The organism is Desulfonatronum thiodismutans (assembly GCF_000717475.1).
In the GTDB taxonomy this organism is placed as follows: domain Bacteria; phylum Desulfobacterota; class Desulfovibrionia; order Desulfovibrionales; family Desulfonatronaceae; genus Desulfonatronum; species Desulfonatronum thiodismutans.
The window spans coordinates 66,048-92,827 of sequence record NZ_JPIK01000017.1; the positions used below are offsets into that span (position 1 = coordinate 66,048).

A 26,780-nucleotide genomic window follows, 5' to 3' on the forward strand; every position below is an offset into this window, starting at 1 on the left:
TTGACTCGCCGCCTCGTGGTTCATCCGGTTACCCCATGCCTTCTCTCCCATCGCCTCCCCCCTCTTCCCCCACCCTGCATCCCTGGATGGATCGATTTCTGGAATACATCCTGGTAGAAAAGGGGCTTGCGGAAAACAGCGTGGCCGCCTACACCACGGACCTGGAGTCCTTGCAGCGGTTCCTGGGCCCTGAGGAGCTGAAGTTGGAGAGCTTTTCCAGCCAACACGCTCTGCTGTACTTGTTGCATCTGCGCCAAGCAGGATTGCAAAACCGGTCCCTGGCCCGGCATCTGGCCACGTTGCGCGGCCTGTTCGCGTTTCTGGTCCGGGAGCGGCTGATCGCCGAAAATCCGCTGGAAAAGCTGGAAAACCCCAAGTTGCCCCGCCACCTTCCGGATGTGCTCAGCCGGGAGGAGGTCACGGCCCTGCTGGCCCAACCGAACAGCAACGACAAACTGGGGTTCCGGGACCGGACCATGCTCGAACTGCTCTACGCCGCCGGGCTGCGGGTCTCGGAGCTGATCGGCCTGCGTCCCGGGGACGTGGATTTGCAGGCCGGATTGCTGCGGGTCTTCGGCAAGGGCCGTAAGGAACGGGTCGTGCCCATGCACGCCTCGGCCGGGAAATACCTGGATATCTACATCCAGAACTGGCGTCCGGCCTTTTCGCCGAAAGCAGAGGTTCTGTTTCTGAACCGTTCCGGCAAGGGACTGACCCGGCAGGGAGTCTGGAAGCTGATCAAGGCCTACGCCCAAAAGGCCGGGATTCGCCAACCCATCTCCCCGCATACCCTGCGCCACTCATTTGCCACGCACCTGCTGGAAGGCGGGGCGGACCTGCGCACCGTGCAGATCCTCCTGGGCCACGCGGACATCCTGGCTACGGAAATCTACACCCATGTCCAGACATCGCGCCTGAAAAGTCAACACCAGAAACACCACCCTCGCAGTCGAGCCCCGGCCTCCCAAACCCAGCCCCCCTCTTCCGCCGTCACGAATCCTGACCCCACTAACCCTGAACCCTGATCCCCGAATGCCCACATCACCCAAAACCCTGATCACCGCCCACAACAACGCCGACTTCGACGCCCTGGCGGCCATGGTCGCCGCGGGCAAGCTGTATCCGGGCGCGACGCTGATTTTTCCCGGCAGTCAGGAAAAGAACCTGCGCAATTTTTTCATTCAAAGCGCGACCTATCTCTTCAATTTCCAGTCCATGAAGGAGATCGACGCCTCGGCCGTGGAGCTGCTGGTGGTGGTGGACACCCGGCAACGCTCCCGGGTGGAGCATGTCCGCTCCGTGCTGGACCAGCCCGGCCTGACCATCCATGTCTACGACCACCATCCGGATTCCGAGGAGGACCTGCCGGCCCAAAAAAGCGTGGTCCAGCCCTGGGGATCGACCACGGCCATCCTGATCAAGGAAATCCGGGAGCGTGGGCTTTCCGTGAGCCCGGACGAAGCCACGATCATGGGCCTGGGCATCTACGAGGACACCGGGGCCTTCACCTTTTCCTCCACCACCACCCACGACTTCGACGCGGCCTCCTGGCTCCTGGCCCAGGGCATGGACCTGGACACCATCTCGGATCTGATCACCCGGGACCTGAGCGCCCAGCAGATCAATCTCCTGCACGCCATGCTCGGCACGGCCGCGGTGCACGAGATCAACGGGATCGAGGTGGTGATCACCGAGGTCAGCGTGGACGAGTACGTGGGGGATTTCGCCGTGCTGGTGCACAAGCTGGTGGACATGGAGAACATCCGGGTGCTCTTCGCCCTGGCCCGGATGAACGACCGGGTGCACCTCATCGCCCGTAGCCGGCGGCCCGAAGTGGACGTGGGGCGGATCTGCGGCTTTTTCGGCGGGGGGGGGCACGTCTACGCCGCCTCCGCGACCATCAAGGACCGCACCCTGTCCGAAATCAAGGACGAGCTGTTCGCCCTGCTCTACTCGCACATCAACCCGCAGATCCTGGTCCGGGACTTCATGTCCAAGCCCGCGGTCACCGTGCCCGAGGGCACGACCCTGATCCAGGCCACGGAAATCATGACCCGCTACGGCCTGAAGGCCATTCCCGTGGTCCATGAGAACGGCGGGTGCCTGGGAATCCTGGAGCACCAGCTGTCGGACCGGGCCGTGGGCCACGGCCTGGGCGAGCTGACCGTGGACGAGTACATGCAGCGGGACGTGGCCGTACTCACGCCTGAGGACGATCTCTACGCGGTGATGGAAATCATCCTGGGTCAGAAGCAGCGGTTGGTGCCGGTCATGGAAGAAGGCCACGTCAGCGCGGTGATCACCCGCACGGACCTGATCACCATCTTCATCCAGGAGTCCGCCCGGATTCCGGAATTTTTGCTGCCCGAGCGCAAAACCGAGCGCAACGTCAAGAACATGCTCCGCTCCCGACTGCCGGAGCCCATCCTGAGCCTGTTGGAGCACGCCGGGGCCCTGGGCCAGGCCATGGGCGTGAACGTCTACGCCGTGGGCGGCTTTATCCGGGACATCCTGCTCAACCGGCCAAACCTGGACATCGATCTGGTGGTGGAGGGCGACGGGATCGGCTTTGCCCAGCTCTTCAGCCGCGAACTGGACGGACGGATCCGGATGCACAAGAAATTCCAGACCGCCGTGGTCATTCTCCCGGACGGCCAGAAGGTGGACGTGGCCACGGCCCGCCTGGAGTATTACCAGTACCCCACGGCCCTGCCCACGGTGGAACTCTCCTCCATCAAGATGGACCTCTACCGCCGGGACTTCACCATCAACGCCCTGGCGGTGCGCCTTGCGCCGGACCATTTCGGGAATCTGGTGGACTTTTTCTCGGCCCAGAAGGACATCAAGGAGAAGAGCATCCGCGTGCTGCACTCCCTGAGCTTCGTGGAGGACCCGACCCGCATCCTTCGGGCCATCCGCTTCGAGCAACGCTTTCATTTCCGGATGGACCGCCAGACCGAGCGGCTGATCAAGAACGCCATGAACCTGAATCTGTTCCATAAGCTCTCCGGGCGGCGACTATTCCAGGAGCTGCGGCTGATCATGGAGGAACGCGAAGTTCTGGCCTGCTTCCGGCGCATGGACGGCTTCACCCTGCTTCAGGTCCTCCACCCCCTGCTCAAGCTCACCGACCAGCTGGAAACAACCCTGGGCGAGGTGGAACGGGTCCTGAACTGGTACCGCCTGCTCTACCTGGAACCAAAGGCCCAATCCTGGAAACTCTATTTCCTCGGCCTGGGCTCGGCCCTGGACGACGCCCAGTTTCAAATCCTGATGCGTCGTCTGAGCTTTTCGGATAAAGACGAGTCATCCCTGTGGGCCATGCGCCGCACCCTGGATGAAACCATTCACCTTCTGAGCCAATGGCAAGGCCGCGACGGGGCCATGAGCGAGCTCTTCTTCATCCTCAACCCGCTGCCCCTGGAGTCGGTTCTGTTTCTGATGGCCCGTGGCCAGAAAGAGGCCATGCGCCGAAATATCTCTCTGTTTCTGACTCAACTCAGAACCCAGAAGGTCGCGATGACCGGCAAGGACCTCAAAGCCATGGGCCTGCCCCCCGGGCCGCACTATTCCGAAATCCTCCGGGCCGTCCAGGCGGCCATGATCGACGGCAAGGCCCCGGACCGGGGCAACCAGTTGGTTTTGGCCGGGAAACTGGTGGACGAATATAAACGGGCCGCGCCTTCACGGAATGGAAACAGCGAAATCCCCAACAAGCTGAGAAACACAAGGAGACATACCACATCATGATCCAATCTTATTTTCGGCGCTTCTCGCGCCTTTGGCTTCGCGCCGCGGCCATGGTCATGGCCCTGATCACGTTTTTGGCGCCGGTCTTCATGGCCGGTCCGGCTCAGGCCCGGTCTTTTCAGGACATCCTGGACAGCGGAGAACTGCGGGTCTGTTTCGCGCCGATCCATCCATCCGTGGTCCAGGCCGAACCCGAAGACTGCCGGGAGGACTGCCGTTTTTCCGGCCCGGCTTTCGACGCGGCTCGTGCCTTCACGGACTTTCTTGGAGACTCGGTGACCATGCGCGCCCTGCGCATTGATTGGGACGAACAGTTTTTCAGCGACCAGGGGCGCACCGACCGGGACGCGGAATACGTGCCGGCCTTGCTGGATTCCGGGCGTTGCGACCTGTACCCCAACAACCTGACCAGAAATGCCTGGCGGCTCCAAAAAATGGACATCGTGACCATGTTCACCAACCGGATGATGGTGCTGGTCAACGCCGAGAGCGGACAAACCATCCGCGGCCCATCCGAGCTGGGGGGGAAGATCGCGGTGGTGGAAAAGGACACATCTTACCATACCTGGCTTCAGGACCGGAACCAAACGATTTTCGTGAACGAACCAGTGGACATCCGCCTCCAGCCAACCGCCGACGGTCTGAACAATTTGGCTCAGGGAAAAGCCGACTTCACGGTGATCGACGCGGACGCCGCGTTCTGGATCATCCGGAATCAGTTTCCCGACCTGATCATGGCCTTTCCCGTGGGGTCCATGGAAGAAGTGGGCTGGGGGATCCGCAAGGAGAGTCCGGAATTGCGCCAAGCCCTGCAGGACTTTTTCGACCAGCAACGCGCGGGACGCGATTCAGCCCTGAACGCGACATGGAACCGCCATTTCGGCATGAATCTGAACCAATTCATCAGCCTGCTCGGCTCGATGCAGGACTAACTCCAGGAGAGACCGCCATGTCCACCCAACTCGTGTTCGCCACTCCCAAGCCCACCTGGAAATACCTTGGCTTTGCCCTGCTTTTCCTTCTGCTCTGCCCGCTCCTTTGCGTCTCCCCGGCCCAGGCCCGAGGCCTGGAGGAAATCAGGGAGTCCGGAGAACTTCGGGCCTGCATCGTCCCGGTGACCCCGGCCTACGCCACCTTTGCCGATCCGGCCTGTCTGGAGAACTGCCTCGTCTCCGGGCCGGTCCCCCGGGTGGTGGAAGCCGTGGCCGCGGCCTTGGGGCCGGACGTGCGCCCGGTTTTTCATCGACTGGAATGGGACGAGCAGTTTCACAACGCCGAAGGCCGGACCGTGCTGAAGGACGAATACACTCCGCACCACCTGGAAACCGGGCGCTGCGACGTCTACCCCACCCACCTGACCAAGAATGAATGGCGGCTGAAAAAACTGGACTTCGCCATCCTGTTCATGAACCGGATCATGGTCATCATTGATCAGGACCGGCTGCCCGAGTTCACGTCCATGGACGATCTGGCCGGAAAAACAGCCGGGGTCGCCCTGAACACCAGTCTGCACACCTGGGTCCTGGAGCAAAATCAGGAGGCGTTCCGGGACAATCCCATCCAGGTGCTTTTGATCGACTCCGGCGCGGAACTGGATTCCGTGCAGTCCGGATTCGTGGACTTCACGCTGCTGGACGCGGAGGTTTCCCTGTGGGAGTCCGTGAACCGCTTTCAAGACTTGAACGTGGCTTTTCCAGTCGGCCCGGTGGATGAAATCGGCTGGGCCTTCAACCGCCGGGATCAGGATCTGCGGGATGCGGTGCAGGCCTTTTTCAACGAGCAGATCCGAACCGAGACCTCGACCCTGAACAGCATCTGGAAAGACGAGTACGGACTGACCCTGAGCCAGTTCCGGATTCTGATTCAAGCGACCCAGTAACCCTCTAGGATTCTTCTGATGCCTGGCTCCAACTCACCTTTTTCGGCTTCTTCCATCAAAACCCGCCTGCTGCTCATGACCGCCGGAATCGTGCTCCTGGTGGTCCTGGTGCTTTCCCTGGTCACCGCCTACCGGGCCGTGGGGCTCCTGGAAGGGGAATCCCGTCGGGAACTGCGTCACTCCCTGGCCCTGACCTCGGACATCTTCAAGGAATTCATCAACGTCCGTCAGGCCAATCTGTACATCTGGCGGGGCAACCCGCTGGTGGAGTTCGTGGGTGCCGATCCGCGGCTCGGCTCGGTATTCGTACCCAGCCTGCGCGACTTTTTCGCCCAGATCAGAACCCAGGAGCCCTGGATCGAAAACATCCTGATCACCAAAAACCACGAGGCTCTGTACGAGGACACGCCCTACCTGCGCTGGCTGGATCAGCCGGAGCGCGACCGCCTGATGGACCTTCTGAACGAGACCGACGTGGAGACGCCCCTGCTCCTGGCCCTGCCCCGCACCCCGAACATGCTCGCCCAACGTCACGTGCTGGTCTTCAAGCAGGCCATCCTCAACCAGGGCGTCCCCCTGGACGACACGCACCTGGTAACCATGATCAACCTGGAAACAGCCGGACAGGCCCTGTTCAGCGCGACCAGGATCGGCAACCAGGGCTTCGTGAGCCTGGCCTACCAACCGCATCAACGCCCCTTTTTCACCCCGGACCAGGTCGTGGAGGAAGGCGAGCCGTCGCCGGCACGGGCCGAGTTCAACACCTTGGCCCGGCAGTGGAACCAATCCGGAGACATTCCTTCCCAGACCTCCATGCTGCTCCTGGATCATCTCCAGATGAACGATCTGCCCATCTGGCTGATCGGCGTGGCCGCGGTGGACGACATCAATCGTCCGGTCCGCGAACTCCTGCTGTACATGGTGGCCGTGGGCGTCTTGACGCTGCTTCTGGGCATTATTGCCGCGGCCTTTTTCTCCGGGCGCATCGCCGGACCGATCCGGGAGCTGACCGACAAGGTCCAACGCTTCACCCTGACGTGGCGGGAGCGCAAAGCCGCAGGAGAAATTACCTTGCCGCCTTCGGATCCGCATGGCGATTTCGCGCCCAAATACCAGGGCGGCCCACCGTCATCGCGAGACGAACTGGCCGTGCTGGCCGACTCCTTCCACCTGATGGCCCGGGAAATCCACGAGCTGTTTTCCAAGACCCAGCAATACGCCCGTGAATTGGAACTGCACAGCCTGCATCTGGAACGTTTGGTGGACGAACGAACAGCGGAATTGGCCGAGGCCAACGTCAATCTGCTGGAAGCCAAGGAGACGGCGGAAGCCGCCACCAAGGCCAAGAGCTTCTTTTTGGCCAACATGAGCCATGAAATCCGCACGCCCATGAACATCGTCATCGGCCTCAGCCACCTGGCCTTGAAGACCGACCTCACCGAACAACAGCGGGACTATCTGACCAAAATCCGCGGCGCGTCCCAGAACCTGCTGGGCATCATCAACGACATCCTGGACTTCTCCAAGATCGAGGCCGGACGACTGGACTTCGAACAGATCCCCTTTGACCTGGACGCGGTGATGAGCAACCTGTCCACCCTGTTCTCGGAAAAAGCCGGAGCCAAGGGCGTGGAATTCCTGCTGGCCTACGCTCCGGACATCCCGCAACATCTCATCGGCGACCCCTTGCGCCTGGGCCAGGTGTTGACCAACCTCACGGGCAATGCCCTGAAGTTCACCGAGCATGGGGAAGTAAAAGTCGGCGTGAGTTTGCTGGAGGAGTCGGACGACCACGTGACGCTGCGTTTCGCCGTCCGGGATACGGGCATCGGGATGACCAGGGAGCAGATCGACAAACTGTTCGCCGCCTTCAGCCAGGCCGACGCCTCCACCACGCGACGCTTCGGCGGCACCGGGCTGGGGCTGACCATTTCCCAACGCCTGGTGGAGATGATGCACGGCCGGATCGAGGTCCGCTCCACACCGGACCAGGGCAGCGAGTTTTCCTTCATCGCCCGGTTCGGCAAGCAAAAGGAACGCCCGACCCATTGTCTGACCAAGGCGGATTTCGGTCATCGCCGGGTCCTGGTGGTGGACGACAGCCTCAGTGCCCGGGAAATTCTCCGGGACATGCTGGTCAGCTTCAATCTGCTCGTGGATACGGCGGCCTCGGCCGAGGAAGGCCTGCGTCTCGTCCAGCAGGCCGACGTCCAGGACCGTCCCTATGATCTGGTACTCATGGACTGGCAGATGCCGGGCATGGACGGCATCGAGGCCATCCGCCGGATTCGCTCCGAACCGCAAAGCGAGACCCTGCCCCTGATGGTCATGGTCACCGGCTACGGCCGCGAGGAAGTCATGAGCCGGGTCAGCGACCGGGAACTGGACGGACTGCTGCTCAAGCCGGTCAATCCGTCCATGCTCTTCGACGCCCTGACCAGCTTTTTCGCTGATCCGTCCTGCACCTCGACCGTTCGGAAGCAGGACCGCCTTGTGCCTGCCCCGCCCCTGCCGGACAAGCTGCACGGCCATGTCCTGGTCGCCGAAGACAACCCCATCAATCAACAGGTGGCCAGGGAACTGCTGGAAGGCTTCGGCCTGACCGTACGTCTGGCCGACAATGGCAAAAAAACCTTGGAACTGCTCGCCGCGGAGCGCTTCGACCTGGTGCTGATGGACATTCAGATGCCGGAGATGGACGGGTATGAGGCGACGCGGAGAATCAGGAGTCAGGAGATGGGAAAAAATGCTGGAATGCCGGAATACTGGAATGCTGGAATTGATAAGGGAACCGATTTTGGCATTTCAAACGTATCCGGTCATGATGCCGGGGAGACGAATTCAGCAAAAAATGCATCCCGGCATCCCAGAATCCCAGAATCCCAGCATCCCAGAATCCCCATCATCGCCATGACCGCCCACGCCATGACGGGCGATCGGGAGAAATCCTTGAACGCCGGGATGGACGATCATATATCCAAGCCCATCGATCCGGATCTGTTGCAGCGCACCCTGGCGCGATGGCTACCCACGGACGATGGAGCACGAGAAACCGATGAACCCGCCACGCCGCCGCGAACCGCCCCGGCCAGCGCGGTCTCCTCCCCGTCCGCCTCTTTGCCCGCACTGTTGCCCGATCACTTGCCCGGCTTTGACCTTGCCCAGGGGCTGACCAGGCTGCGCGGCAATGAGAAGCTGTATCTGAAGTTGCTGTTGGATTTTCAAAACAGTTACGCGGATGGGTTGGAAAAAATCGAGCAGGCCGTCCAGGCCGGAGAACGCGAGCAGGCCGCCCGCACCGTGCACGCCCTCAAAGGCGTAGCCGGCAACCTGGCGGCCAACGATTTCTTCGAAGCGGCCCAGGAACTGGAGCACGCGCTCAAGCTCGATCCGGACACCGATCCAGGCGGCCTGGACGCGGCCCTTGCCGGTTTTTCCACCGCGTTCCAGACCGTGATGACCGGTCTTGCCGTCCTGACCCCGTCGGATGTCTCGCCGGAAGCATCACCGAATGCATCACCGGAGGCATCACGGAAAGCCTCCATTCCGGCCTCGGGAATCGTCCCTTCACCCGCCGAAACAACGCGGAAAGAGAGCCCGGCATCGCATTCCGACGTTGACGTGATCGCCCTCCACTCCCTGATTGATGATCTGCGTGAACTCCTGGAGGACGGCAACCCCAAGGCCGAGGAACTGGCCGAGAGGTTGCTAAACCGACTTGATGGAAGATATTCGGACCTGACCGGTCGACTGCTGCAAGAAATTCAGGACTTTCAATTCGAAGACGCCGCGGGGACCATCGCGGAACTGACAAGACGGGTTGGACCGTCGGAGACAAAATGACTGCACGAAAATCCCGTATCCTGATCGTGGACGACGAGCGACCAAACGTCCAGGTTCTCAACGCCATCCTTCAGGACCATTACGAAATCAGCGTGGCCTTGAGCGGCGAACAGGCCCTGAAACGGGCCTTTGGCGAAAAGAAGCCGGACCTGGTTCTGCTGGACATCCAGATGCCGGACCTGGACGGGTTCGAGGTCTGCCGAAGGCTGCAGAAACATCCGGAAACCAGGGACATTCCGGTGATCTTCATCACGGCCAAGTCCAATGAAAAAGACGAGGAACAAGGCTTGGCCGCGGGCGCGGTGGACTACATTACCAAGCCCTTCGGCCCGGCCGTGGTTCTGGCCCGGATTCGGGTCCATCTGGAATTGAAGCGAAAGCGGGACATTCTCCGAAACCTCTCCAACAAGGACGGCCTGACCTGCATCGCCAACCGTCGCCGATTCGAGGAATTCCTGGAATTCGAGTGGCAACGTGCCGTCCGTAGCGGCGAACCGCTGTCGCTGGTCATGGCGGACATTGATCATTTCAAATTGTACAACGATCATTACGGCCATGCCGCGGGGGATGAATGCCTGCGGGAAGTGGCCAGAAGCCTGAGCGGCATCGTTTCCAGGCAAACCGACCTGGTGGCCCGGTACGGAGGAGAGGAATTCATCTGCCTGCTCACCGGCACGAACCGGGACGGAGCCAGGGAAGTAGCCCGAAAAATGCGCGAGGCCGTCGCGGCCCTGGGCATCCCCCACGCCTTCAGCCCCGTGGCGCCGACCATCACCTTGAGCCTTGGCGTGGCCTCCATGGTTCCTCAACGGGACGGCAAGACGGCCCATGATCTCTTCCTGGCCGCGGACAAAGCCCTGTACAAAGCCAAAAGCACGGGCAGGAACAAGGTCGCCGTGCTGGACGGACTGGGCGAGACCAGCGGACCGTTCACCGCTTCGCGACCGGTCCGGGAACAACAAACCATCCTGATCGTCGACGACGAGCAGATCAACCTGAACGTGCTCAAGGCCATTTTCCAGGACGCCTACCAGATCATCAGCGCCACATCCGGAAGCCAGGCCCTGGAGCTGGCCCGGGCCTTGCCCGCGCCGGACATCATTCTTCTGGACATCCAGATGCCGGACATGGACGGCTACGAGGTCTGCGAGGCTCTGAAGGACGACCCGCGGACCAGGGACATCCCGATCCTGTTCATCACCGTCATGTCCACGGAAACGGACGAGGCCAAGGGGCTGCGGCTGGGCGCGGTGGACTACATCCCCAAGCCCTTTGACCCATCCGTGGTCCACGCCCGGGTGAGCACCCACCTGACCCTGCGCCGCACCCTGACCGACCTGGCTCGGCGCAACACGATCCTTGAAGACGCCCTGAGCATGCGCGACAGCGTGGAACGCATCGTGCGCAACGACCTCAAGCGCCCGCTGATGGATATCCTGAACAAGTCGGATCGCCTGCTCGCGACCCGGGACCTTCCGGCTTCGTTATGGGAAACCGTACGCGACATTGAACGATCCGGCTTCGAACTTCTGGAAATGATCGCCGCGTCCATCGACCTGTGGAAACTGGAGCGGGGCGTCTATCAGGTCGACCCCCATCCGGTGAACCTGACCCGCATCGTTCAAACCGTGCTCAGAGCCCTGTCGCCCCTGGAAGCGATGAAGAACAAGCCCGTCCAGCTCGTCACCGAAGACGCCCCAGCCACGATTATGATCCACGGCGAGGAGTTGCTCTGCTATTCCATGCTCCTGCACCTGATCAAAAACGCCCTGGAAGCCGACCCGCCGGACCGGCCGGTAACCGTGACCCTGGAACAAGCCCCAGGCCAGGACGCGGACCACGACACGAATCGAAACCAACAAGGCCATCCCCGAACCCGTGTCCGCATCGCCAACAGCGGCGTCGTTCCCCCGGAAATCCGCCCCCGGTTCATGGAAAAAGGGGCCACCTGGGGCAAACCCGACGGCAAGGGCCTGGGGGTCTACTCCGCCCGCCTCATCGCCGAAACCCTCGGTGCCACCCTCCAGGTCCACATCGACGACGAAAACCAGCGCACCGAAATCGTGCTGGAGTTTTCGGGGGAATAGGGGCGTCCTCTCCAGACACGGCGCGACACCTCGCGCCTTAAGCGATTTGGAATTAGCTCAATCGGCTCGGTCGACGTTTGTCATTTGTACTAACATGGATTATCGTCCACCCAAAATCACATCCCAATGGAGGACACCATGGCATCCACAATGACGGTCGGACCAATGCGGACAGCAAGACTTGGGCTGCGCGCCACGCCGCGGCAAGAAGCGCTTTTGCGCCAGGCAGCGGAATCGACGAACAGGTCGCTCACGGATTTTATCCTGGATGCGGCTTGTCAGGCAGCCGACCGGATACTGCTCGACCAGAAAATGTTCATGGTTTCCGGACACACATATCAAGCCCTTCTTGACCTGCTGGACGAACCGGAAACAGACAATTCCGGGCTGACCGATCTATACGCCCACCAGCCGCCCTGGGCGGCCAAATGATCTGTTCGCCCCCCGCACCGCTGTCCAAAGCTCACTTGCTTGGTGATTTCGACTGCGGCAAGCCTCTTCTCAACACATGGCTCACGCGGTATGCACTTCAGGCCCAGGGTAGCGGTTCCGCCAAAACGTACGTAGTCTGTCACGCTTTTCGTGTTGTCGGCTATTTCAGCATGACCGTCGGACAGGTGGAAACCCATGAAGCGCCGGAAAGAATCCGTCACGGCATGGGACGGTATCCAATCCCGGTGGTCATCCTGGCTAGACTGGCCGTTGACCTGGGATGGCAAGACCGCGGGCTCGGCGTGGGCATGTTGCAAGATGCCATTCGACGAACCTTCTTCATTGCCGAACAGGCGGGCATCAGAGCCCTCCTGACTCATCCCATGGACGAGAATGCCGAATCTTTTTACCGCCGCTTCGGCTTCATCTCCTCTCCCGTGTGCGAGCGACAACTCCTCCTGCTGCTCAAGGATGCCAGAAAGTTTGTTCAGACGAACCAGGCTGATTGAGTTTTTGCGTTACCCAGCAAAATAGTTTGCGGTATACTCCCGAACAGCGCCGACAGGCTAAGAGTTGGCCGGGGGGTCTGGGCCGGAAGCAGGGAGGGGCTGAGGCGTGAGGGGAAAAGAATGTTCTTGGTTCGTCGTTATTCGTCGTGGTGATGACGGGGTGAGAAGCTCTGGGGGTAGGAAGTGTCGCGGGAACGACCAAACTCAGCGGCGGATTTGTGCAGCGAAGCGAAGGCAAATGGCTCTTCGACGTTGGACGTGGAATTGGCAATTCTCCCCTGTGGTACTATCTGCATTCGGAATGAGTGTTTTTCGATCCCCATTTTCCAGGAGATAGCCCAATGAACGCGAATGACCTTCTGACTCTTGGCCTTGGATTAACCGCTCCTTGGCAGGTTGTCGCCCAAAAGCTTGATACCGGGAAGCAGCCATCCGAGCTTCGCTTGGAAGTCGAGGCGGACCGAGGCACCCTTTATCCGTGTCCGCAGTGCGAAACGCTCTGCAAGGCCCATGACTTCAAAGAGTTTTCCTGGCGTCACCTCAACTTCTTCCAACACCACTGCCTGATCAAAGCCAGGGTTCCACGAGTCAAGTGCGCCGAGCACGGCATCCACCGGGTCAAAGTGCCCTGGGCTCGCGAAGGCAGCGGATTTACGTTGCTCTTTGAGCAAGCCGTCATGCTTCTGGCCCGCGAGATGCCCGTAAACGCGGTGGCCAATTATGTCGGCGTCACCGACAAGCGTATTTGGCGCGTGGTGACGCACTATGTCTACCAAGCCATGGGCAAGCTGGATCTCAGCCGTTTATGCGGCATAGGCCTTGACGAGACGGCCACCAAGCGGGGGCATCACTACGTCACCATTTTTGTGGACATGGACCGAGAGACCCGCCCCGTTATCTTTGCCACGCCCGGCAAAGGTAAGGCATGTTTTAAGGAGTTCGCCAAGCATCTCAAAAAGCACGGCGGTAATCCCGACAACATTATTGAAGTCGTTTGCGACATGTCTCCTGCCTTTCTGTCCGCGGCCGAGAAGACATTCAAATACGCTTCAGTCACTGTAGACTGGTTCCATGTCGTCCAGATATTTACAAAAGCCCTCGATGAGGTGCGTCGGCTGGAAGCGAAACAAGTCGAGCTGCCCAAAGGGGTTCGTTGGGCGACCCTCAAAGGGCTTGAAGCCTCTCGGACCGAGGAACAGGACGCTGCCTTGCGAGAGTTGGAGGAACGTGGGTTGGCGACAGCCACGGCTTTTCGAGTCAAAGAATTGCTGCGCTGGGTGCGCCAAGCCGATACCAAGCAGGCGGCTCGATGGAGGGCTTCCCGGTTTTTCGCCTTCGCCCAGGAATTGATCGGCGACGAAAACTTGCTGAAGCCGGTCAAAAAGGCATTGAGCACGTTCCAAGAGCATTTACCTCGAATCCTGAGACGATGGGAGTCGTTGCTCTCAAATGCCAGATTGGAGGGCTTAAACAGCCTCTTCCAGGCGGCACGTTCGCGAGCCAGGGGATACCGCAACGAGGTGACATTCATCACTGTGATCTACCTGATCGGAGCACCCATCAGGGAACTACTCGTTCCATAGCAATTCCACGTCCAACGTCGAAGAACCAGGCAAATCCGTCCGCTGGAGTGCCTTGTTGGGCCAGGCGTTCACAGTATTGCCAATAATGACTGAATAGTCGTCCACACACCCGGTTGTGCCGCAGTTGCAAGCAGGCTTCCGATAGCCCCCTCCGTAATATTCTTAAGGCTGCGACCGACCTCCTTGATAACGGTCGGATTCGGTTCATCAAGTAACTGTGCCTCAATGGTTGCGATTTGAGCTCTTGCCTTTCGTTCATCTGCTGCCGATAGATTCAGCTCGCAGAGGTGCGCCCTCATTAGATCTACTAGTCGCTGCAAGTCCTCATTGGAGGGGATGGCATAGGAAATACTCTGCTCTTGCTGTGCGTGAATACCCTGCTGTATCGGTGAATTGTGTGCTTGTCCAATACTGAGATTGTTATGATTGAAGACATGGGGTGGGTTCATAAGGAGGTTTGCCTGATCCCACCCATCAGGCGTAAAGGCAACGTATCCACGACCACGATCAAATAGAAGACTTTGATTCACAAGTTCTTGGACGGCATCAAAAAATATGTCCTTATCAATATGATCGAACCCAATCATGACCTCAATGAGCGAGGCGTTCTTCGTCGTAAGATGTCCGATCTTTCTGAAGATTGCCTTCAATATCTGATCTTTTAGCTGTGAACTGGCCAATGCTTATCCCCCCGTTTTGTTTTCTATGTCCAACGCCTAGCTCACAGGAAAATTAGGAGCGCAGCGAGTAATTTTTCCTATACAGCTACTTGTTAGGAGCAGGCTGATGAGTTTCACTAAGTTTAAATAACCCGTAGTAGATCACGTACCCCATTGAAAATAGCATTACAGCCCCTACTTTATAAGATTCTTGCTTAACAGAGTCTAAACCCAGCGCAGATTTCACTGCGTCAATAAAAATGTAATGCTCGAAGTACCAAAGCACTCCGCTCGTAAAGCACAGCAGACAGGCAACTGCCCCCATAAGGCTTGTAGCGGCAAATGATAAAGATGAGTTATGTTTTTTAAAAAAATATGCCAGCAGTATAATTCCGGAAAGGGCTGTAAAATACATTGATACTTTAGGCTGCCCTTCGTTTTTGAAAATACCAATGAGAGAAATAATAAATATTAGCCCAACATAAAATAGCCAAGCTTTGTTTTCTTCGATCAGTCCCGAAAAGTGGCTGGCAAGGGCGATAAAAACAATAAACAAAAAATAGAAAAATGTAGCAGCGAAAATATAGAAAAGACTTGCTAATTCCCCTTGCACTAGAAAACCAAATGGCAGCTCAAAATTTTCCGGAGCGTTCATTACATAGAATGCACAAAGAAACGGCAAACAATAGGCCAAATTATAGATTGACGAATTAACGACCTTTGAATCAAACCCAAAACTTAGTGCCATACTAAAAAGCTCCTAAAGTTTGAAATCACCGGCGCTGCGCGGCTTTATCGCGCAGCGTCCGGTGGATTGATAGGTTAGGCCAATTGCATGAAACTAGGAAACCCATTTTGGACTGCCTCTTGGATTGGTAGTTCGTCAACACCGGCTATTAGCCACTCACGGTCCAACTGGAGTCTGGCATTCAAATTTTTCCATTCCTTAACCATCGTCTTCGAGTGCAAAGGCTCTCCTTCAAACCTGTGCCAGAAAACAAGCACTCTGTTTACTCGCTTTGTAGATTGGAGAAACTCAGTGAGAGCAACCTCAACCTCAGACTCTGCATGGGCTAACTCTGGAGAGATGCGAAACTCCGATGCGATAGCAACACAAATAATTCCTGGGATATCAGTCGGTAGCTGCTTTCTTGCCTCCAAGAGCGCGTTTTTCAGTTTCCTCCTATCCGTAATGGGGCCAGCGCGTCGGCTTTTAACCTCGATCGCGACCGGCTTTTCTTCAATCGACAATTGGAGATCGTAGTCTCGTCCCTTTATCCCCGTAGGTTTCACGAACTGAACGACGCAGGAGTTTTGAAACAGCAAACTCGCAGAATGAAGCTCGAAAAATACGGGTTCAAAATCTCTAGTCATGAGAGAGGAGATGAAGTCGTCGTATCCTGGCGCATGCCTCAGTAGAAATAGCATGTGGGCAAGGCGCACTACATTTAGATGAAACTCGGAAGCACCGCTATCAGTTGAAGTGTCTTGCGCAAATGGGGCAAGTCTGTTTTCGCCGAGCCGACAATGACTGTCAAACCAGTCTTCGCCAAGCGTCATATCAATTATGTAGTGGGAGATTACATGCCATTGCATGCCGTAACCTTCAACTGCGTATCTGTCCCGCAGAAAGGAAATCATGTTCGGATCAAAGCGCGGCGTCATTCTGTTGATCCCAATGGCCTAACGGGCCGGGGCTGACCGGCTTCGGCCTGTTCTGGAGTAAGCTCGCTTGCGAAAGGACAGGCCGAAATCCGGTCCAATCGGTTGTTCTCGACGCGGCATCTGCGGCGAGGGCAACCGACTGGACGCAGTCAGCCCCGGCCCGTTCCCGCGACGCGGATGCGTCGCGGGAACAACCAAGCTCACCGACGGCAATGGAGCGCAGCGGAATTGCTGTCCGGTGGAGCGCCTTGTTGGGCACTTTGAATATCCCAGATAATGGTGTCTGCGCTGAAATCCTGTTCATGCGGCCATGCAATTCCATGATGGACAGGGCGCACCGTGCAAAAATATGCCTCATTCACAAGTTCTTTGAATGCCCCTCCACGTAAATAGGGCTTGACATCAAAGATGCCAGAAATGCCACTACTTGTCTGAATCTCAATCCGATAGTCTTCAAGAGGGATGGCTTTTACGATCTTGTCCATAGATCCTCCTATCGCAATGGGTCGACTTTGAACACTGGTTCTCCAGAAACTGCCAACTTCCAGTTTGCCATCAAGTCTTCTCAGTGTATTTCGATCCACGCCTGTACCAGTTTCATCTTGGCTGGCGGTAGATTGCCACCGAGAACAGAACCATCCTCAATGGCGATGGTCGCTTCGAATTCTCCATATTCCGCGTGAATGTGCGGGGCACTATGCTTCTTGTTGTCGTAGAAATACATCAAGATCAGAATCCCATAAAACATGGAAATCGCCGACACTATGGACTCTTTGTTTGATTGCCCAACGTGGAGTTCACGCTTCGGTGCGCCAGCGACGATAGGGTACAACTCATGGTTGGCCCGTCATCAGTCTGTCGTACTCCGCATGAGTGCCGATCCAAACCCACAGGAATCCAGCTGGATCGGGCACGGCAAGTGCACGGTGGTGTATCCCCACGCGAGCCGACCAGAGTTTCCCCGTCTTTTTGAAATGAAGGGATGGGTGACGAGGGTTGCGCTGGAGCAAGGCAAAGCTCTGATCGGCGACCCTCTGTATCTCCGGCGGCAGGGCTTCGTAGCAGCGCCAGAAACGTCGGGTCGTTCGGTGCATCAGAGCGGCCTCGTCTCGCCGGACTTGGCATCGCGTAGAGCCTCATCCACGAGGAAGTCAAGCTTGCCGTCGGCGCTGTCGCGCTCAATCTGCGCATCCCACGCCTGCCAGTCCTTCTCCACGATCCAGTCATGGATCTTGGAGAATTGGTCACTGGGCAGTTGCTCGATCGCGCGCTCGATTTCTAATAGCGTTGTCATGTTCACAATGTACCTCCTTCTTGCGGCACGGGCAATCGCGTTTTCAGTCCAGGCTAACGGGCCGGGGCTGAACGGCTTCGGCCTGTGCTGGAGTAAGCTCGCTTGCGGAAGGACAGGACGAAATCCGGTCCAATCGGTTGTTCTCGACGCGACATCCGCGGCGAGGGCAACCGACTGGACGCAGTCAGCCCCGGCCCGTTCCCGCGACGCGGATGCGTCGCGGGAACGCCGCGCTCTGCGGCAAATTTGGAGCGCAGCGGAAAAGTTGTCCGTCAGCAGCGCTTTGTTATATTAAGTTTAGGGTCTTCCATAAACCTGAGTGCACCACTATTTTATGCTTAACATTCAATTTTGCGTTTATTTTACGATGTTTCCACGAATAGCGAGGTGTACCTTTGTCAGTATTCCACTCATTACCAATCCATGAGGCATTAAATAAATCTCTAGCTATTTGCTCTGCTGAAAATTTCTCCTTACTAAATCCGTATTCGATGAGCTTTTCCTGAAACTGATCTAGGGTGAAATCTCGACCCAACTCCGTAATTATGTCGGACATATCCGTTCTTAGATTTTCGCCCATTAAGCCGACCAGAGCGTCACTAAGCTCCTGCAAAAACCAATCCGAATAATTATTTAATGCTGAAAGAACATCAATTCTGTCAAATGGAGGTTTTTTTCCAAGCTTTTGGAGCTCTCGAAAGAAACTAACCAAGTCTCTCGGTAGAAATCTTGTGTTTACCAAAACAAAATCTAAAGAACTCGATCTATTAATACTTGGCGGAAACCATTCTCCCCACAGTTTCTTAGCATTACCCTCGAAGCCAGCAACATGAGCTCTTTTCGAGATGATTTCCAAAAGGCTTGTATCAAAGGGAGACCTTACATTGTCATACCACTTAAGCTGAACGCCGTTGTCATTTATTCGCTTCGTCAAATTTGGATCTGGCACCAATTGAAGGACTTCATTGCGAATTAGAATTATTGTCTTAGCATTAACACCATGCTGATGAAAGTAAATATTAAGTTGACGAACAGCGTTGATAAGATCGGCAATAAACGGACTGTTATTACGGCCATCACGCAGTACATAATCCAACCCATCTATCACAAGATAGTATTTAGATTCCGCCGGCGCTATTTTATCAAATTCACTTTTTAGAGATTCTAAAAGTGATGCCGGATCCTTAATCTTGAAGTTGTCCTCTTCAATTTGCTCTCCCGATACTTCCGAAATCGCAGACTTAATTTTACCAAATATACCTCGCCTACTCGTATACTGGACAATATGAATAAGACTATCGGACTTTGTTAAACCATATTTATCAAGGGAATTTTTAAGCTCGACTATATTGGGGTTTTGTTCCGCAAACTTTGTATCTTTCAAAAACAGCGGAATTAGCCTAAGAAACAAAATCAATTGCCAAGCGGTAAGGGCACCTCCAATAGACTGACCTTTTTCACCGCCTGTTTTCTTTAGTAGCTGAAATTCAAACTGTTCTAGAATATCTCCATCTACAAACATATCCCATTGATGCATTAGAGATAGCTTCGACGAAAGAGCAGTTTTACCCGCTCCTTTAGGTCCAATAACAATAAACTTATCGGGCTCCGATATTTTTTCCAATATCCCATCTATATCAACATAGGCCTTTTCTAATAATTCAGGCGAATACAACCTTTCCTCTTCAGCATCTGTATATTTAAAGTTTATATCGCTAAAAGATGGCATAAATGATTGATCCTATTTGATGTAATATAACGGGCCGGGACGCAGTCAGCCCCGGCCCGTTCCCGCGACGCGGATGCGTCGCGGGAACGCCCGGCTCACGCGCCGGTTTGGAGCCGCGAAGCGGCGGAAAATCGGTCGCTGTGCAGCCGATTGTTAGCGACTTTTGCTATTATCCACTAGGCTTATGAATTCTCGCCATTCGTTGTCAAGATCTTTTATTGTTCCAAATACCTCCACTTGTTGTGCATATGCCTTTGAATACGAACTTTTCCAAAGCCAGAGCTCAAATGCCCAGCCTGACGTATGTATGTCAGAAAGTATGGATGCAAAATCCTTGTCGCCAGTGCACAGAATAATTTTTTTATTCACGTTTGAATCACGATTTGTAAAGAGTGTTTTAGCAACTTCCCACCCAATTTTCATGTCTACGCCTTTCTCTTGCTTTTTACCCGTTTTTATATTCGGATACTTTGGCAGGGTGTGTACTTCAAAGCCCGCCCTTTGGCAGTTAGTGATAAGGCTTCCGGCAAGCTCGGAACCCACTAAAACCACTCTTTTTACATTTCCGTTCTTTTCGACAAATTTCTTAAATTTGAAATAATCAATTTGAGGCTTCTTATTTCCATTGGAATTAGCGACTTTGTTTACGTGCTTGTACCCCTCAATGTATAAGAACGAATTGTCGACGAAAACATATAGCTCTTCATGCTTACTCATTGTATCTCCTCAATCTCGCTAACAGTGTTATTATGCGGAACTCACAAAATTCCGCCCCTCCAAATTCTCAGCCTTAACACCTGCTGATTTGGCAAGCATTTTCCGAAAAAACAACCGACACTTATTCTACTATTTCAGGCTACTAAGAAACATCTACTAGATACTCCTTGACGCCGAGGTCAGCATTATGCGTTGTACTGAGGTTGGCTTTATGCGGCAGGCAATGTGATCGACAAAAAAGTGGGACATAAAGCCAACTTCGGATGAAGAAACGAACCGCCAGCTTCCGTTGGTCGCTCAAGGCCCGAGGTACGCCCCAGTGAAACACCCTGAAAGGGTACCCGCTTTCACCGGGCAGGCAAGGATAAGATTTTGGAAAGCAGGGAAAAAGATGCTTCCCAAAAACACTGCCCCTCCCCGGCGGAAGGAATCAGCTTCTTCGCGCCCTGAGCGAAGTGGGCGGTTCAACTCTGGTAATGTCAACAGGTTCTGAATCATCCCTGAATGTTGAAGTCTGTAAACGACATTTGGAGTGGAAGCAATCGTATCTGCCCCCTGTTCGCTTCCTTAACTGCGCCGGTCATGGGGCTCCCCTCTCCTCCTGCTGTTCATGCTGGGCGTGGCGGAGACGATGCCGTGTCATCGGACGGTTTGTCCTGGGACACGGCATCGTCTCCGCTCTTTTTTCAGCGTCGGCTCACTGTGGGTACATCCGCGCGATCTCCGACTCCACCAGTTGCTGCAACTGCTTGAAGCCGAAGGTTGTCAAGGGCTTGCCGTTGACGAAAAAGCCCGGGGTTTTGGTGACGTTGAGCGCCCTGGCGTCGGCGATGTCCTGCTCCAGGATGCGCTGGATTCTTGCTTCGTTCATGTCGTTTCTGACCATGTCCAGGTCCACTTCGGCCATGGCCACGAAGTCCCAGAGCAGATGCGGTTGCGGGTTCTGGTGGCTGGCCCAGTGGCCCTGGCTCTGGTACATGATGTCCAGCGTTTCCCAGTACTTGCCCTGATTGCCCGCTGCTTCGAGGATGCGCACGAAATCATCGGCCCCGTCGTGGAACGGAGCGTATCGCAAAACCAGCCTGATTTTGCCGGGATTGTCGTCCATCAGTTTCTTCACGAAGGGGGAAAACGCGGCGCATGTCTCGCAGGCCGGGTCCATGAACTCCACCAGGGTGACCCGGGCATCCGGGCTGCCCAGGGTGGGCGAGTGAGGCCGGACAAAGACTTCGGCGTCTTCCCGGGCCAGAAAGTCCAGCTTTTGCGCTTGCTGCGTCTGGTAGACATGGGTTGCGATGATGAAGAGCAGACCCAGGAGCAGTCCGGCGGCGGCAACGAGATATTGTTTCCTCATTGAGAAATTCTCCTATTGAAGGTGTACAGTAGTACCAGAATGATCGTGAAAGCCATGAATGAGAGCATCGGAATCGTCAGGAAACCGAGAATGTCGAAATAACTCTCCGTGCAGGAGACCCCCTGACTGCACGGCTTGATGCTCTCCGGGACTATCCCGTAAACAAGCAGATTTTGGTACAGGGCCACGAGCCAGCCCGCGCCTGCCAGAGGCAGGGCGTAGCGCACCACGCTCTTGTCGCAGAAAAAGAGACCCGTGGTAAATATGAACGCCAAGGGAAAGAGAAAGATGCGCTGGTACCAGCAGAGAACGCACGGGGGCAGTTGCATCACGGCACTGAAGAAAATGCTCGTCAGTGCGGACGCAATGGTCAGCAGCCAAGCCAGAAAGAGAATATTCCAGCCTGGATTACTCATGCTATCCGTAGAAGCCATGCGGATTGACCTCCCATAGCAGTCAGTAAAAAACTCCCAATCGCAGCAACGCGGCAATTGGTGTTTTTTTGGGACTGTTGCCAAATATTTTTTTCAACACGCAGCACGGAGTAATGCCGTTGCCGGGGTCGGAATCGGGATCGGGGTCAAAACGCGGGGATGCGTTCAAAATTCCTGTTTCGATTCCGAATCCGAGAGCGAAGCACCGACCCCGATTGCCGGAGCAAGAGCGGACACAAAATGTGCTGAGCAGTTACGAGCAAACAAGATCAGGAAAGTTCGGGAGGGAAGTCGATACGACGGACCAAGTCCGAAGGAGGGCGCGCAAAGGGTGGGCGGGCGAAGGTGATTGTCAACGGAAGGCCAAGGGTGGCCTCGGGAAGGAAGGACGTGAGCAGTTTCAGGCAAAAAAGGCAGAGGCACCCCTGCTCCGTGCATGGGGTTGGGTTCGCGGGTTCATCAGGGCTGAACGGCACGCAGCAGGAGTCCAGGTCAGCAGGATGAAGCAACGCCGAAACAACAGCCCCTGCCCCACTTGCGGCAAAAGAGGTCGTCAGCAGGACGAGCAAAACAAGTGCCCTTAAAAGCAACACACGCATTTTTCAAAAATACCGCGCCGAGAGCCGCATGTCAAAAAGTCTGAATCGTGAACTTTTCTTTGACAACCTTTATTTCGAACTTACGCTGAATTTATACTGATTGAGGTTGAATGTTTCAATTTGCTGCTGTGCCAAGAGGGAGTGTTTCATCCTTTTAGGCCGCCCCTTCAGGGCTGAATGTTTGGTGGTGGGCATTTTCCCAGGGCGTTGCCCTGGGCTGAAGTATTTCGCCCTTTCAGGGCTTGCCTGAAGCCCCAAAGGGGCGACATGCTAGAGCCCAGGGCAACGCCCTGGGTTGGTCATGGTGAAACAAGGAAGAGCCCTGAAAGGGCGGCCTAAAAGCATCATGGAAAAAATTCAACTTTCAGCCTAAACCAGTATAAAGCGACTGAACAAGTGGGTGCACGTATGGAAAAGGTGCGAGGGCATGACGAAAGGGCTTCTGGAGGAGTCCTCCGCGACAAAGGAGTGAAGGAGTAAGCGTATGAACGGCCCCCGTCCCGCATTCCGGATCGATATCACCGGTCTTTCGTCCGGTTCGCGAGGCGAGCACGGCATTATGGATGTTTAAACACAACAAGGAGAAGCAATGATGAAAACAATGAGTCTCATGACGTTCTGGATGCCCCTTGCGGTGTTGAGCCTCCTGTTCATGACCGGTCCACACGGCCCGGCGGATGCGGAGGAGCATGGACATCAACATCAAGTGGGAAGCGAATTGGAATTTCTCGTGGAAATGATCCCTCACCATCAGGAGGCCGTGGACAGCGCCAAGCAGATCATGGCCGTCACCGAACGTAAGGAACTACGCGACTTCGCTAAGGAAGTGATGGACACGCAGGCCGAGGAAATCGCCAAGATGCGCCAGTGGATCAAGCAGTGGCATCCTGACGCGGCCATGCAGGCGACCTACCAGCCCATGATGCGGGAAATCGAAGGATTGTCCGCGAAGGAAGCGGACATCGTCTTCCTGGAGGACATGATTGAACATCACCTCGCCGCCGTGCATATGGCCCGGGATGTTCTGGACAAAAATCTATCCGAGCGCGACGAGGTGCGGATTCTGGCCGAAGAAATCATCGCCGCTCAGAACCGGGAGATCGACCAGATGCGGGAATGGTTGGAGCAATGGGGCGGCGCTTCGGCTCCGGCGGGCCACCACGGTCATTGATCACCAGGACGCAGAAGGGAAGGAAGCACCCCGACCCGGTTCCAGAGCATACTCTTTACTCAGTCCAACCTGCATTCGCCTCTGGAACCGGGGTCGCACGTGCGGCCATTGATCCACACGGCGCCCGTCAGGTTGGCCCCGTTCCATTCCGCGCCATCGATCCCGGCCCCTCTCAGATCGGCTCGGCTCAAGTCCGCCAGGAACAGATTGGCGCGAACCAGACGCGCGTTCCTCATGTTCGCCCTGTTCAGGTTGGCTTTGAACAAGACGGTCTCGGTCAGATCCGCACCGGCAAGCACGGCCCGGTACAGATTAGCCCCGGTGGCGTCCGCGCTGGACAGATTCGCGGCCTTGAGATCGACCCGGATCAGGTTGGCCATGAACAGGTCGGCCCCGTGCAAGTCGGCTTCACGGAGATCCGCTTCGAGCAGATTGGCTTCCGCCAAATTCGCGAACCGCAAATCCGCGCCCCACAAATCAGCCTTGGTCAGATCGGCTTTACTCAAATCCGCCCGACTGAGATCGCATCCTGGACAAGACCGGGTGACCAGCAAGCGCTCCAGGTCGCTCTGGTCAAACGCAAAACCGGGACATGCCATCGCCCAAATAAGCACGGCCGCCATCGCCAAGGCGATAACGGCCGTATTCGCAACGTTCTTTTTCACCGAATTTTCTACCTGTTGACCAGATACTCCACCACGGCGTCCCGCTCTTCAGCGTTGAGCAATCCGGCCCGTTTGCCGATCATCCGGTCCACCGTGGTTTCCCAACCGGCTTGGTCCTTGGTGGCTCGCTCCACCCGTCCCAGACCGTGGCACTGGGAACACCGCTCCTGATAGAGCTTCTCCCCACCCAGGGCTACGGCGGAAACGGCCGCCGTACCCGCGAACAGTAAAAACCCGCCCAGAGCCAAGCTGGTAATGATAGCGGTCTTTTTCATGATGCTGCCTCCTTAGGTTTGACGGACAGACTCGTCACCAATGGTTTGTCCGTGATGCGATCAACTCTCACGTAGCCTGACAGCAGGCCCGAAAAAAATCAATCGCCGAAAGTATCCGACGATGCACGAGCCGACTTTTTTTTTGAGCCTTCTTGAAGACAGGATGCTTGACGGACTTCGACGTTCCGGAAAGCTTCGCGCTACCCGTTTCCCATGGGCAAACGCACGAGCAACGTCGTTCCCTGGCCGACGACGCTCTCCAAGCGGACCCCGCCGCGATGGGCGTCGACGATGCGCTTGACGATGCTCAGGCCCAGGCCGGTGCTGCGTTCTCCGGCGGTGGGCCGGGCGGTGGCCTTGGCAAAGGGCTGGAAAAGTTTGGCTTGGTCTTCCGGGCTGATGCCCGGTCCATGATCCCGGACCGTGAACAGCAGGTCGTTCCCTTCCCGGACCAGACTGATTTCGACCCGGCTCTCCGCGCTGCTGAACTTCACGGCGTTGCTGACCAGGTTGTCCACCACCTGGGTCAGGCGACCGCGATCCCCTTGTATGACGAACGGGTCTTCTCCCTGGACGACGAAAGCCAACTCCACGCCCTTGGCCTCGGCCGCGGTCCGGGCATAGGATGTCTGCTGGGAGATCAATGCCTCCAGGTCAACGGTTTCCAGCTCCAGGGTCAGCTTGCCGGACTCGATCTGGGAAAAATCCAACAAGTCCGAGATTAATTGGAGCAAAAAGCCGCAGCTGGAATCGATCAGTTGGAAATACAGCGTGGAGTCTTCATTGAGTTTGCCTTGAAGCTCGCCCTGGAGCAGTTGGCTCAGATTCAGGATGTTGCCGATGGGGTTGCGCAGGTCGTGAGCCGCGATGCCCAGAAACAGGTTTTTCTGTTGATCCAAGGCTTCCAGTGCACGGGTCTTCTTGACTAAATCCCGCTGCATGGTCACCAGCTCGTTGTTCAGCCTGGTGACCTCTTCATAGCCTTGGAGGTTCATCAAATGTAGTTCGTCGGCCAATTCCTTGCGTCGCTTGACCTCGGCCCGCAGCAGGGTGATCTGGTCCCCGTGCATGCTCAGGATTTCCTCGTAGAGTTCCATAACCGAGTTGATGTCCTCGGCCCCGACGATGACCGTTTGCTTCTCATGACGGATTCCGGTGAACCGGAGAATGGTCACTGCGTTACCGGTGGCCACGCCCAGTTCCCAGTCCAGGACAATGCCTTTTTCCTGAATCTCCTTCAAAAAAAATTGAGCTTTGGTCAGGGAGGTGGGATGGACGAACGCCGTGAACGGCAACCCAGTGGGAACGTTCTCGAACCGGTTGCGCTCGTCGGCCAGCACTTCCCGGACAACTCCCATGTCGTCGCACAGCAGGGCCACGACGTCGCGTTGTTCGCTTCGGTTCATGGATTTCTCCCGTCGTCCAGAAGACGACCGGCCACCTCAATGGCTTGATCGGCGTCCGCGGCAAAGGCATGCGCTCCCACGCCCCTCCAAAGCTGCTGATTGGCCAGAAAGGGATATCCACCGACCAGGATCTTGACGTCGCGGCATTCCGGACGGCTGCGAATGCGCAGGATCAAGCGACCCACGAGGTGCAGGTGGAAGGTCATGGTCACGGAGATGCCCACAACCCCGGCCTTCTGCTCGACGATGGTCCGGACCACGTCCTCGTCCGGGGTATTGGCCCCCATATAGTAGGTGTCCCAGCCTTCCATTTCAAAAAAGTCCGTGACCATCCGCATCCCAATCTCGTGCAATTCCCCGCCCACGCAGCAGCCCACGAACCTGTGCCCGGTCTGCTTGCCGCTGAAGATGTACGGGTAGAGCAAGGACATGGCGAACTGCGTCGCCGCGGTGCAGTAATGCTCCTGAGCCACGGAGACCAGGTTGCGTTGCCAGAGGTCGCCGACCTCGTAGAGAACGGGCTGAAACACCCGCAGATAGACGTCCTTGACCGAGACCCCGCTCTCTACGGCCTTCACCACCGCTTCCGTCGCTTCCTTGCGTTTGGCCTCCAGCAACAAACGCAAGTAGTTCCGGGCCAACTCGGCATGCTCTCCAGCCATCTCCGAGAGGCCGACAAATAAAGGGGGTTGTTCTTGATTCATGACGACTTCCATACACATTTTCGGA

At 56.5% G+C, this 26,780-nt stretch carries 24 protein-coding genes; 10 read left to right on the forward strand and 14 right to left on the reverse strand.

Going from position 1 to position 26,780, the window contains the following annotated elements; translation table 11 throughout:
* The first annotated feature begins 35 nt into the window (after window positions 1–35).
* The 9 genes from xerD (at window position 36) to GY33_RS0112790 (ending at window position 14,083) form a co-directional block, all read left to right on the forward strand.
* On the forward strand, window positions 36–1,025 hold the full coding sequence (gene xerD, locus GY33_RS0112750; RefSeq protein WP_235185522.1) for a site-specific tyrosine recombinase XerD: 990 nt from the start codon (window positions 36–38) through the stop codon (window positions 1,023–1,025).
* 7 nt (window positions 1,026–1,032) lie between these two features.
* Window positions 1,033–3,750 (forward strand): CBS domain-containing protein, encoded by a 2,718-nt coding sequence (locus GY33_RS0112755; RefSeq protein ID WP_084185155.1) that lies wholly within the window; start codon window positions 1,033–1,035, stop codon window positions 3,748–3,750.
* A complete protein-coding gene (locus tag GY33_RS0112760; RefSeq protein WP_031387699.1) occupies window positions 3,747–4,682 on the forward strand; it encodes a transglycosylase SLT domain-containing protein in 936 nt (311 codons plus the stop codon). The genes GY33_RS0112755 and GY33_RS0112760 overlap by 4 nt, the downstream gene beginning before the upstream one ends.
* Window positions 4,683–4,699: 17 nt before the next feature.
* Window positions 4,700–5,629 carry a substrate-binding periplasmic protein gene (locus tag GY33_RS0112765; protein ID WP_031387700.1) on the forward strand — a complete coding sequence of 310 codons (930 nt, stop codon included), beginning with the start codon at window positions 4,700–4,702 and terminating at the stop codon, window positions 5,627–5,629.
* A gap of 18 nt (window positions 5,630–5,647) precedes the next feature.
* The gene (locus tag GY33_RS19905) at window positions 5,648–9,472 is read left to right on the forward strand and encodes a hybrid sensor histidine kinase/response regulator (RefSeq protein WP_051822604.1); all 3,825 of its coding nucleotides are present in this window, start codon (window positions 5,648–5,650) and stop codon (window positions 9,470–9,472) included.
* Window positions 9,469–11,559 (forward strand): response regulator, encoded by a 2,091-nt coding sequence (locus GY33_RS21830; RefSeq protein WP_152555188.1) that lies wholly within the window; start codon window positions 9,469–9,471, stop codon window positions 11,557–11,559. The genes GY33_RS19905 and GY33_RS21830 overlap by 4 nt, the downstream gene beginning before the upstream one ends.
* A 138-nt stretch (window positions 11,560–11,697) precedes the next feature.
* On the forward strand, window positions 11,698–11,991 hold the full coding sequence (locus GY33_RS0112780; protein WP_031387703.1) for a type II toxin-antitoxin system TacA family antitoxin: 294 nt from the start codon (window positions 11,698–11,700) through the stop codon (window positions 11,989–11,991).
* Window positions 11,988–12,500, forward strand: a complete 513-nt coding sequence (locus tag GY33_RS0112785) for a GNAT family N-acetyltransferase (protein WP_031387704.1) — start codon at window positions 11,988–11,990, stop codon at window positions 12,498–12,500. Before GY33_RS0112780 ends, GY33_RS0112785 begins: the two co-directional genes overlap by 4 nt.
* 341 nt (window positions 12,501–12,841) lie before the next feature.
* Complete coding sequence (locus GY33_RS0112790; RefSeq protein WP_031387705.1) at window positions 12,842–14,083, forward strand: ISL3 family transposase; 1,242 nt, start codon at window positions 12,842–12,844, stop codon at window positions 14,081–14,083.
* A gap of 68 nt (window positions 14,084–14,151) precedes the next feature.
* On the opposite strand, the gene GY33_RS0112795 is transcribed toward GY33_RS0112790, so the two are convergent.
* From GY33_RS0112795 to GY33_RS0112845, 10 genes are all read right to left on the reverse strand, one after another.
* A complete protein-coding gene (locus tag GY33_RS0112795; RefSeq protein ID WP_152555189.1) occupies window positions 14,152–14,763 on the reverse strand; it encodes a hypothetical protein in 612 nt (203 codons plus the stop codon).
* Between the two features lie 85 nt (window positions 14,764–14,848).
* Window positions 14,849–15,490, reverse strand: coding sequence for a hypothetical protein (locus GY33_RS0112800; protein WP_031387707.1), 642 nt, complete (start codon window positions 15,488–15,490; stop codon window positions 14,849–14,851).
* A 74-nt stretch (window positions 15,491–15,564) separates the two neighbouring features.
* The gene (locus GY33_RS0112805) at window positions 15,565–16,407 is read right to left on the reverse strand and encodes a hypothetical protein (RefSeq protein WP_031387708.1); all 843 of its coding nucleotides are present in this window, start codon (window positions 16,405–16,407) and stop codon (window positions 15,565–15,567) included.
* Window positions 16,408–16,607: 200 nt separating this feature from the next.
* A complete protein-coding gene (locus GY33_RS0112810; RefSeq protein WP_051822605.1) occupies window positions 16,608–16,892 on the reverse strand; it encodes a DUF2442 domain-containing protein in 285 nt (94 codons plus the stop codon).
* 80 nt (window positions 16,893–16,972) lie between these two features.
* Window positions 16,973–17,170, reverse strand: a complete 198-nt coding sequence (locus GY33_RS19270) for a DUF4160 domain-containing protein (RefSeq protein WP_200874871.1) — start codon at window positions 17,168–17,170, stop codon at window positions 16,973–16,975.
* A gap of 330 nt (window positions 17,171–17,500) precedes the next feature.
* Window positions 17,501–17,707, reverse strand: a complete 207-nt coding sequence (locus GY33_RS0112825) for a hypothetical protein (protein ID WP_200874872.1) — start codon at window positions 17,705–17,707, stop codon at window positions 17,501–17,503.
* 280 nt (window positions 17,708–17,987) lie between these two features.
* Window positions 17,988–19,430, reverse strand: a complete 1,443-nt coding sequence (locus GY33_RS0112830; RefSeq protein WP_031387712.1) for a P-loop ATPase, Sll1717 family — start codon at window positions 19,428–19,430, stop codon at window positions 17,988–17,990.
* 153 nt (window positions 19,431–19,583) lie between these two features.
* A complete protein-coding gene (locus tag GY33_RS0112835; RefSeq protein ID WP_031387713.1) occupies window positions 19,584–20,147 on the reverse strand; it encodes an NYN domain-containing protein in 564 nt (187 codons plus the stop codon).
* Between the two features lie 697 nt (window positions 20,148–20,844).
* On the reverse strand, window positions 20,845–21,501 hold the full coding sequence (locus GY33_RS0112840) for a DsbA family protein (RefSeq protein ID WP_031387714.1): 657 nt from the start codon (window positions 21,499–21,501) through the stop codon (window positions 20,845–20,847).
* Window positions 21,498–21,935, reverse strand: coding sequence for a disulfide bond formation protein B (locus GY33_RS0112845; RefSeq protein WP_200874873.1), 438 nt, complete (start codon window positions 21,933–21,935; stop codon window positions 21,498–21,500). Before GY33_RS0112845 ends, GY33_RS0112840 begins: the two co-directional genes overlap by 4 nt.
* 1,188 nt (window positions 21,936–23,123) lie before the next feature.
* Between GY33_RS0112845 and GY33_RS0112860 the strand changes: the two genes are divergently transcribed.
* The gene (locus GY33_RS0112860; RefSeq protein WP_051822606.1) at window positions 23,124–23,705 is read left to right on the forward strand and encodes a DUF305 domain-containing protein; all 582 of its coding nucleotides are present in this window, start codon (window positions 23,124–23,126) and stop codon (window positions 23,703–23,705) included.
* A gap of 59 nt (window positions 23,706–23,764) precedes the next feature.
* Here GY33_RS0112860 and GY33_RS0112865 read toward each other — a convergent pair whose 3' ends face one another.
* The 4 genes from GY33_RS0112865 to GY33_RS0112880 all read right to left on the reverse strand — a co-directional run bounded on the left by GY33_RS0112865 (window position 23,765) and on the right by GY33_RS0112880 (window position 26,755).
* A complete protein-coding gene (locus GY33_RS0112865) occupies window positions 23,765–24,319 on the reverse strand; it encodes a pentapeptide repeat-containing protein (protein ID WP_161788474.1) in 555 nt (184 codons plus the stop codon).
* Between the two features lie 59 nt (window positions 24,320–24,378).
* Window positions 24,379–24,645: a c-type cytochrome gene (locus tag GY33_RS0112870; RefSeq protein WP_031387719.1), complete on the reverse strand. Its 267-nt coding sequence runs from the start codon at window positions 24,643–24,645 to the stop codon at window positions 24,379–24,381.
* Between the two features lie 200 nt (window positions 24,646–24,845).
* The gene (locus GY33_RS19910) at window positions 24,846–26,051 is read right to left on the reverse strand and encodes a sensor histidine kinase (protein WP_051822608.1); all 1,206 of its coding nucleotides are present in this window, start codon (window positions 26,049–26,051) and stop codon (window positions 24,846–24,848) included.
* Window positions 26,048–26,755, reverse strand: coding sequence for a cobalamin B12-binding domain-containing protein (locus GY33_RS0112880; protein ID WP_051822609.1), 708 nt, complete (start codon window positions 26,753–26,755; stop codon window positions 26,048–26,050). The genes GY33_RS19910 and GY33_RS0112880 overlap by 4 nt, the downstream gene beginning before the upstream one ends.
* Between the last annotated feature and the right edge of the window lie 25 nt (window positions 26,756–26,780).

What these genes read in the sequence shown, in the direction of transcription:
- GY33_RS0112810 (WP_051822605.1), bottom strand. Translation starts at nt 16,892, where the DNA reads ATGGACAAGATCGTAAAAGCCATCCCTCTTGAAGACTATCGGATTGAG.
- xerD (WP_235185522.1), top strand. Translation starts at nt 36, where the DNA reads ATGCCTTCTCTCCCATCGCCTCCCCCCTCTTCCCCCACCCTGCATCCC.
- GY33_RS19910 (WP_051822608.1), bottom strand. Translation starts at nt 26,051, where the DNA reads ATGAACCGAAGCGAACAACGCGACGTCGTGGCCCTGCTGTGCGACGAC.
- GY33_RS0112860 (WP_051822606.1), top strand. Translation starts at nt 23,124, where the DNA reads ATGATGAAAACAATGAGTCTCATGACGTTCTGGATGCCCCTTGCGGTG.
- GY33_RS21830 (WP_152555188.1), top strand. Translation starts at nt 9,469, where the DNA reads ATGACTGCACGAAAATCCCGTATCCTGATCGTGGACGACGAGCGACCA.
- GY33_RS0112840 (WP_031387714.1), bottom strand. Translation starts at nt 21,501, where the DNA reads ATGAGGAAACAATATCTCGTTGCCGCCGCCGGACTGCTCCTGGGTCTG.
- GY33_RS0112800 (WP_031387707.1), bottom strand. Translation starts at nt 15,490, where the DNA reads ATGGCACTAAGTTTTGGGTTTGATTCAAAGGTCGTTAATTCGTCAATC.
- GY33_RS19905 (WP_051822604.1), top strand. Translation starts at nt 5,648, where the DNA reads ATGCCTGGCTCCAACTCACCTTTTTCGGCTTCTTCCATCAAAACCCGC.
- GY33_RS0112845 (WP_200874873.1), bottom strand. Translation starts at nt 21,935, where the DNA reads ATGGCTTCTACGGATAGCATGAGTAATCCAGGCTGGAATATTCTCTTT.
- GY33_RS0112790 (WP_031387705.1), top strand. Translation starts at nt 12,842, where the DNA reads ATGAACGCGAATGACCTTCTGACTCTTGGCCTTGGATTAACCGCTCCT.
- GY33_RS0112830 (WP_031387712.1), bottom strand. Translation starts at nt 19,430, where the DNA reads ATGCCATCTTTTAGCGATATAAACTTTAAATATACAGATGCTGAAGAG.
- GY33_RS0112780 (WP_031387703.1), top strand. Translation starts at nt 11,698, where the DNA reads ATGGCATCCACAATGACGGTCGGACCAATGCGGACAGCAAGACTTGGG.
- GY33_RS0112765 (WP_031387700.1), top strand. Translation starts at nt 4,700, where the DNA reads ATGTCCACCCAACTCGTGTTCGCCACTCCCAAGCCCACCTGGAAATAC.
- GY33_RS0112835 (WP_031387713.1), bottom strand. Translation starts at nt 20,147, where the DNA reads ATGAGTAAGCATGAAGAGCTATATGTTTTCGTCGACAATTCGTTCTTA.
- GY33_RS0112805 (WP_031387708.1), bottom strand. Translation starts at nt 16,407, where the DNA reads ATGACGCCGCGCTTTGATCCGAACATGATTTCCTTTCTGCGGGACAGA.
- GY33_RS0112880 (WP_051822609.1), bottom strand. Translation starts at nt 26,755, where the DNA reads ATGAATCAAGAACAACCCCCTTTATTTGTCGGCCTCTCGGAGATGGCT.
- GY33_RS0112785 (WP_031387704.1), top strand. Translation starts at nt 11,988, where the DNA reads ATGATCTGTTCGCCCCCCGCACCGCTGTCCAAAGCTCACTTGCTTGGT.
- GY33_RS0112755 (WP_084185155.1), top strand. Translation starts at nt 1,033, where the DNA reads ATGCCCACATCACCCAAAACCCTGATCACCGCCCACAACAACGCCGAC.
- GY33_RS0112870 (WP_031387719.1), bottom strand. Translation starts at nt 24,645, where the DNA reads ATGAAAAAGACCGCTATCATTACCAGCTTGGCTCTGGGCGGGTTTTTA.
- GY33_RS0112760 (WP_031387699.1), top strand. Translation starts at nt 3,747, where the DNA reads ATGATCCAATCTTATTTTCGGCGCTTCTCGCGCCTTTGGCTTCGCGCC.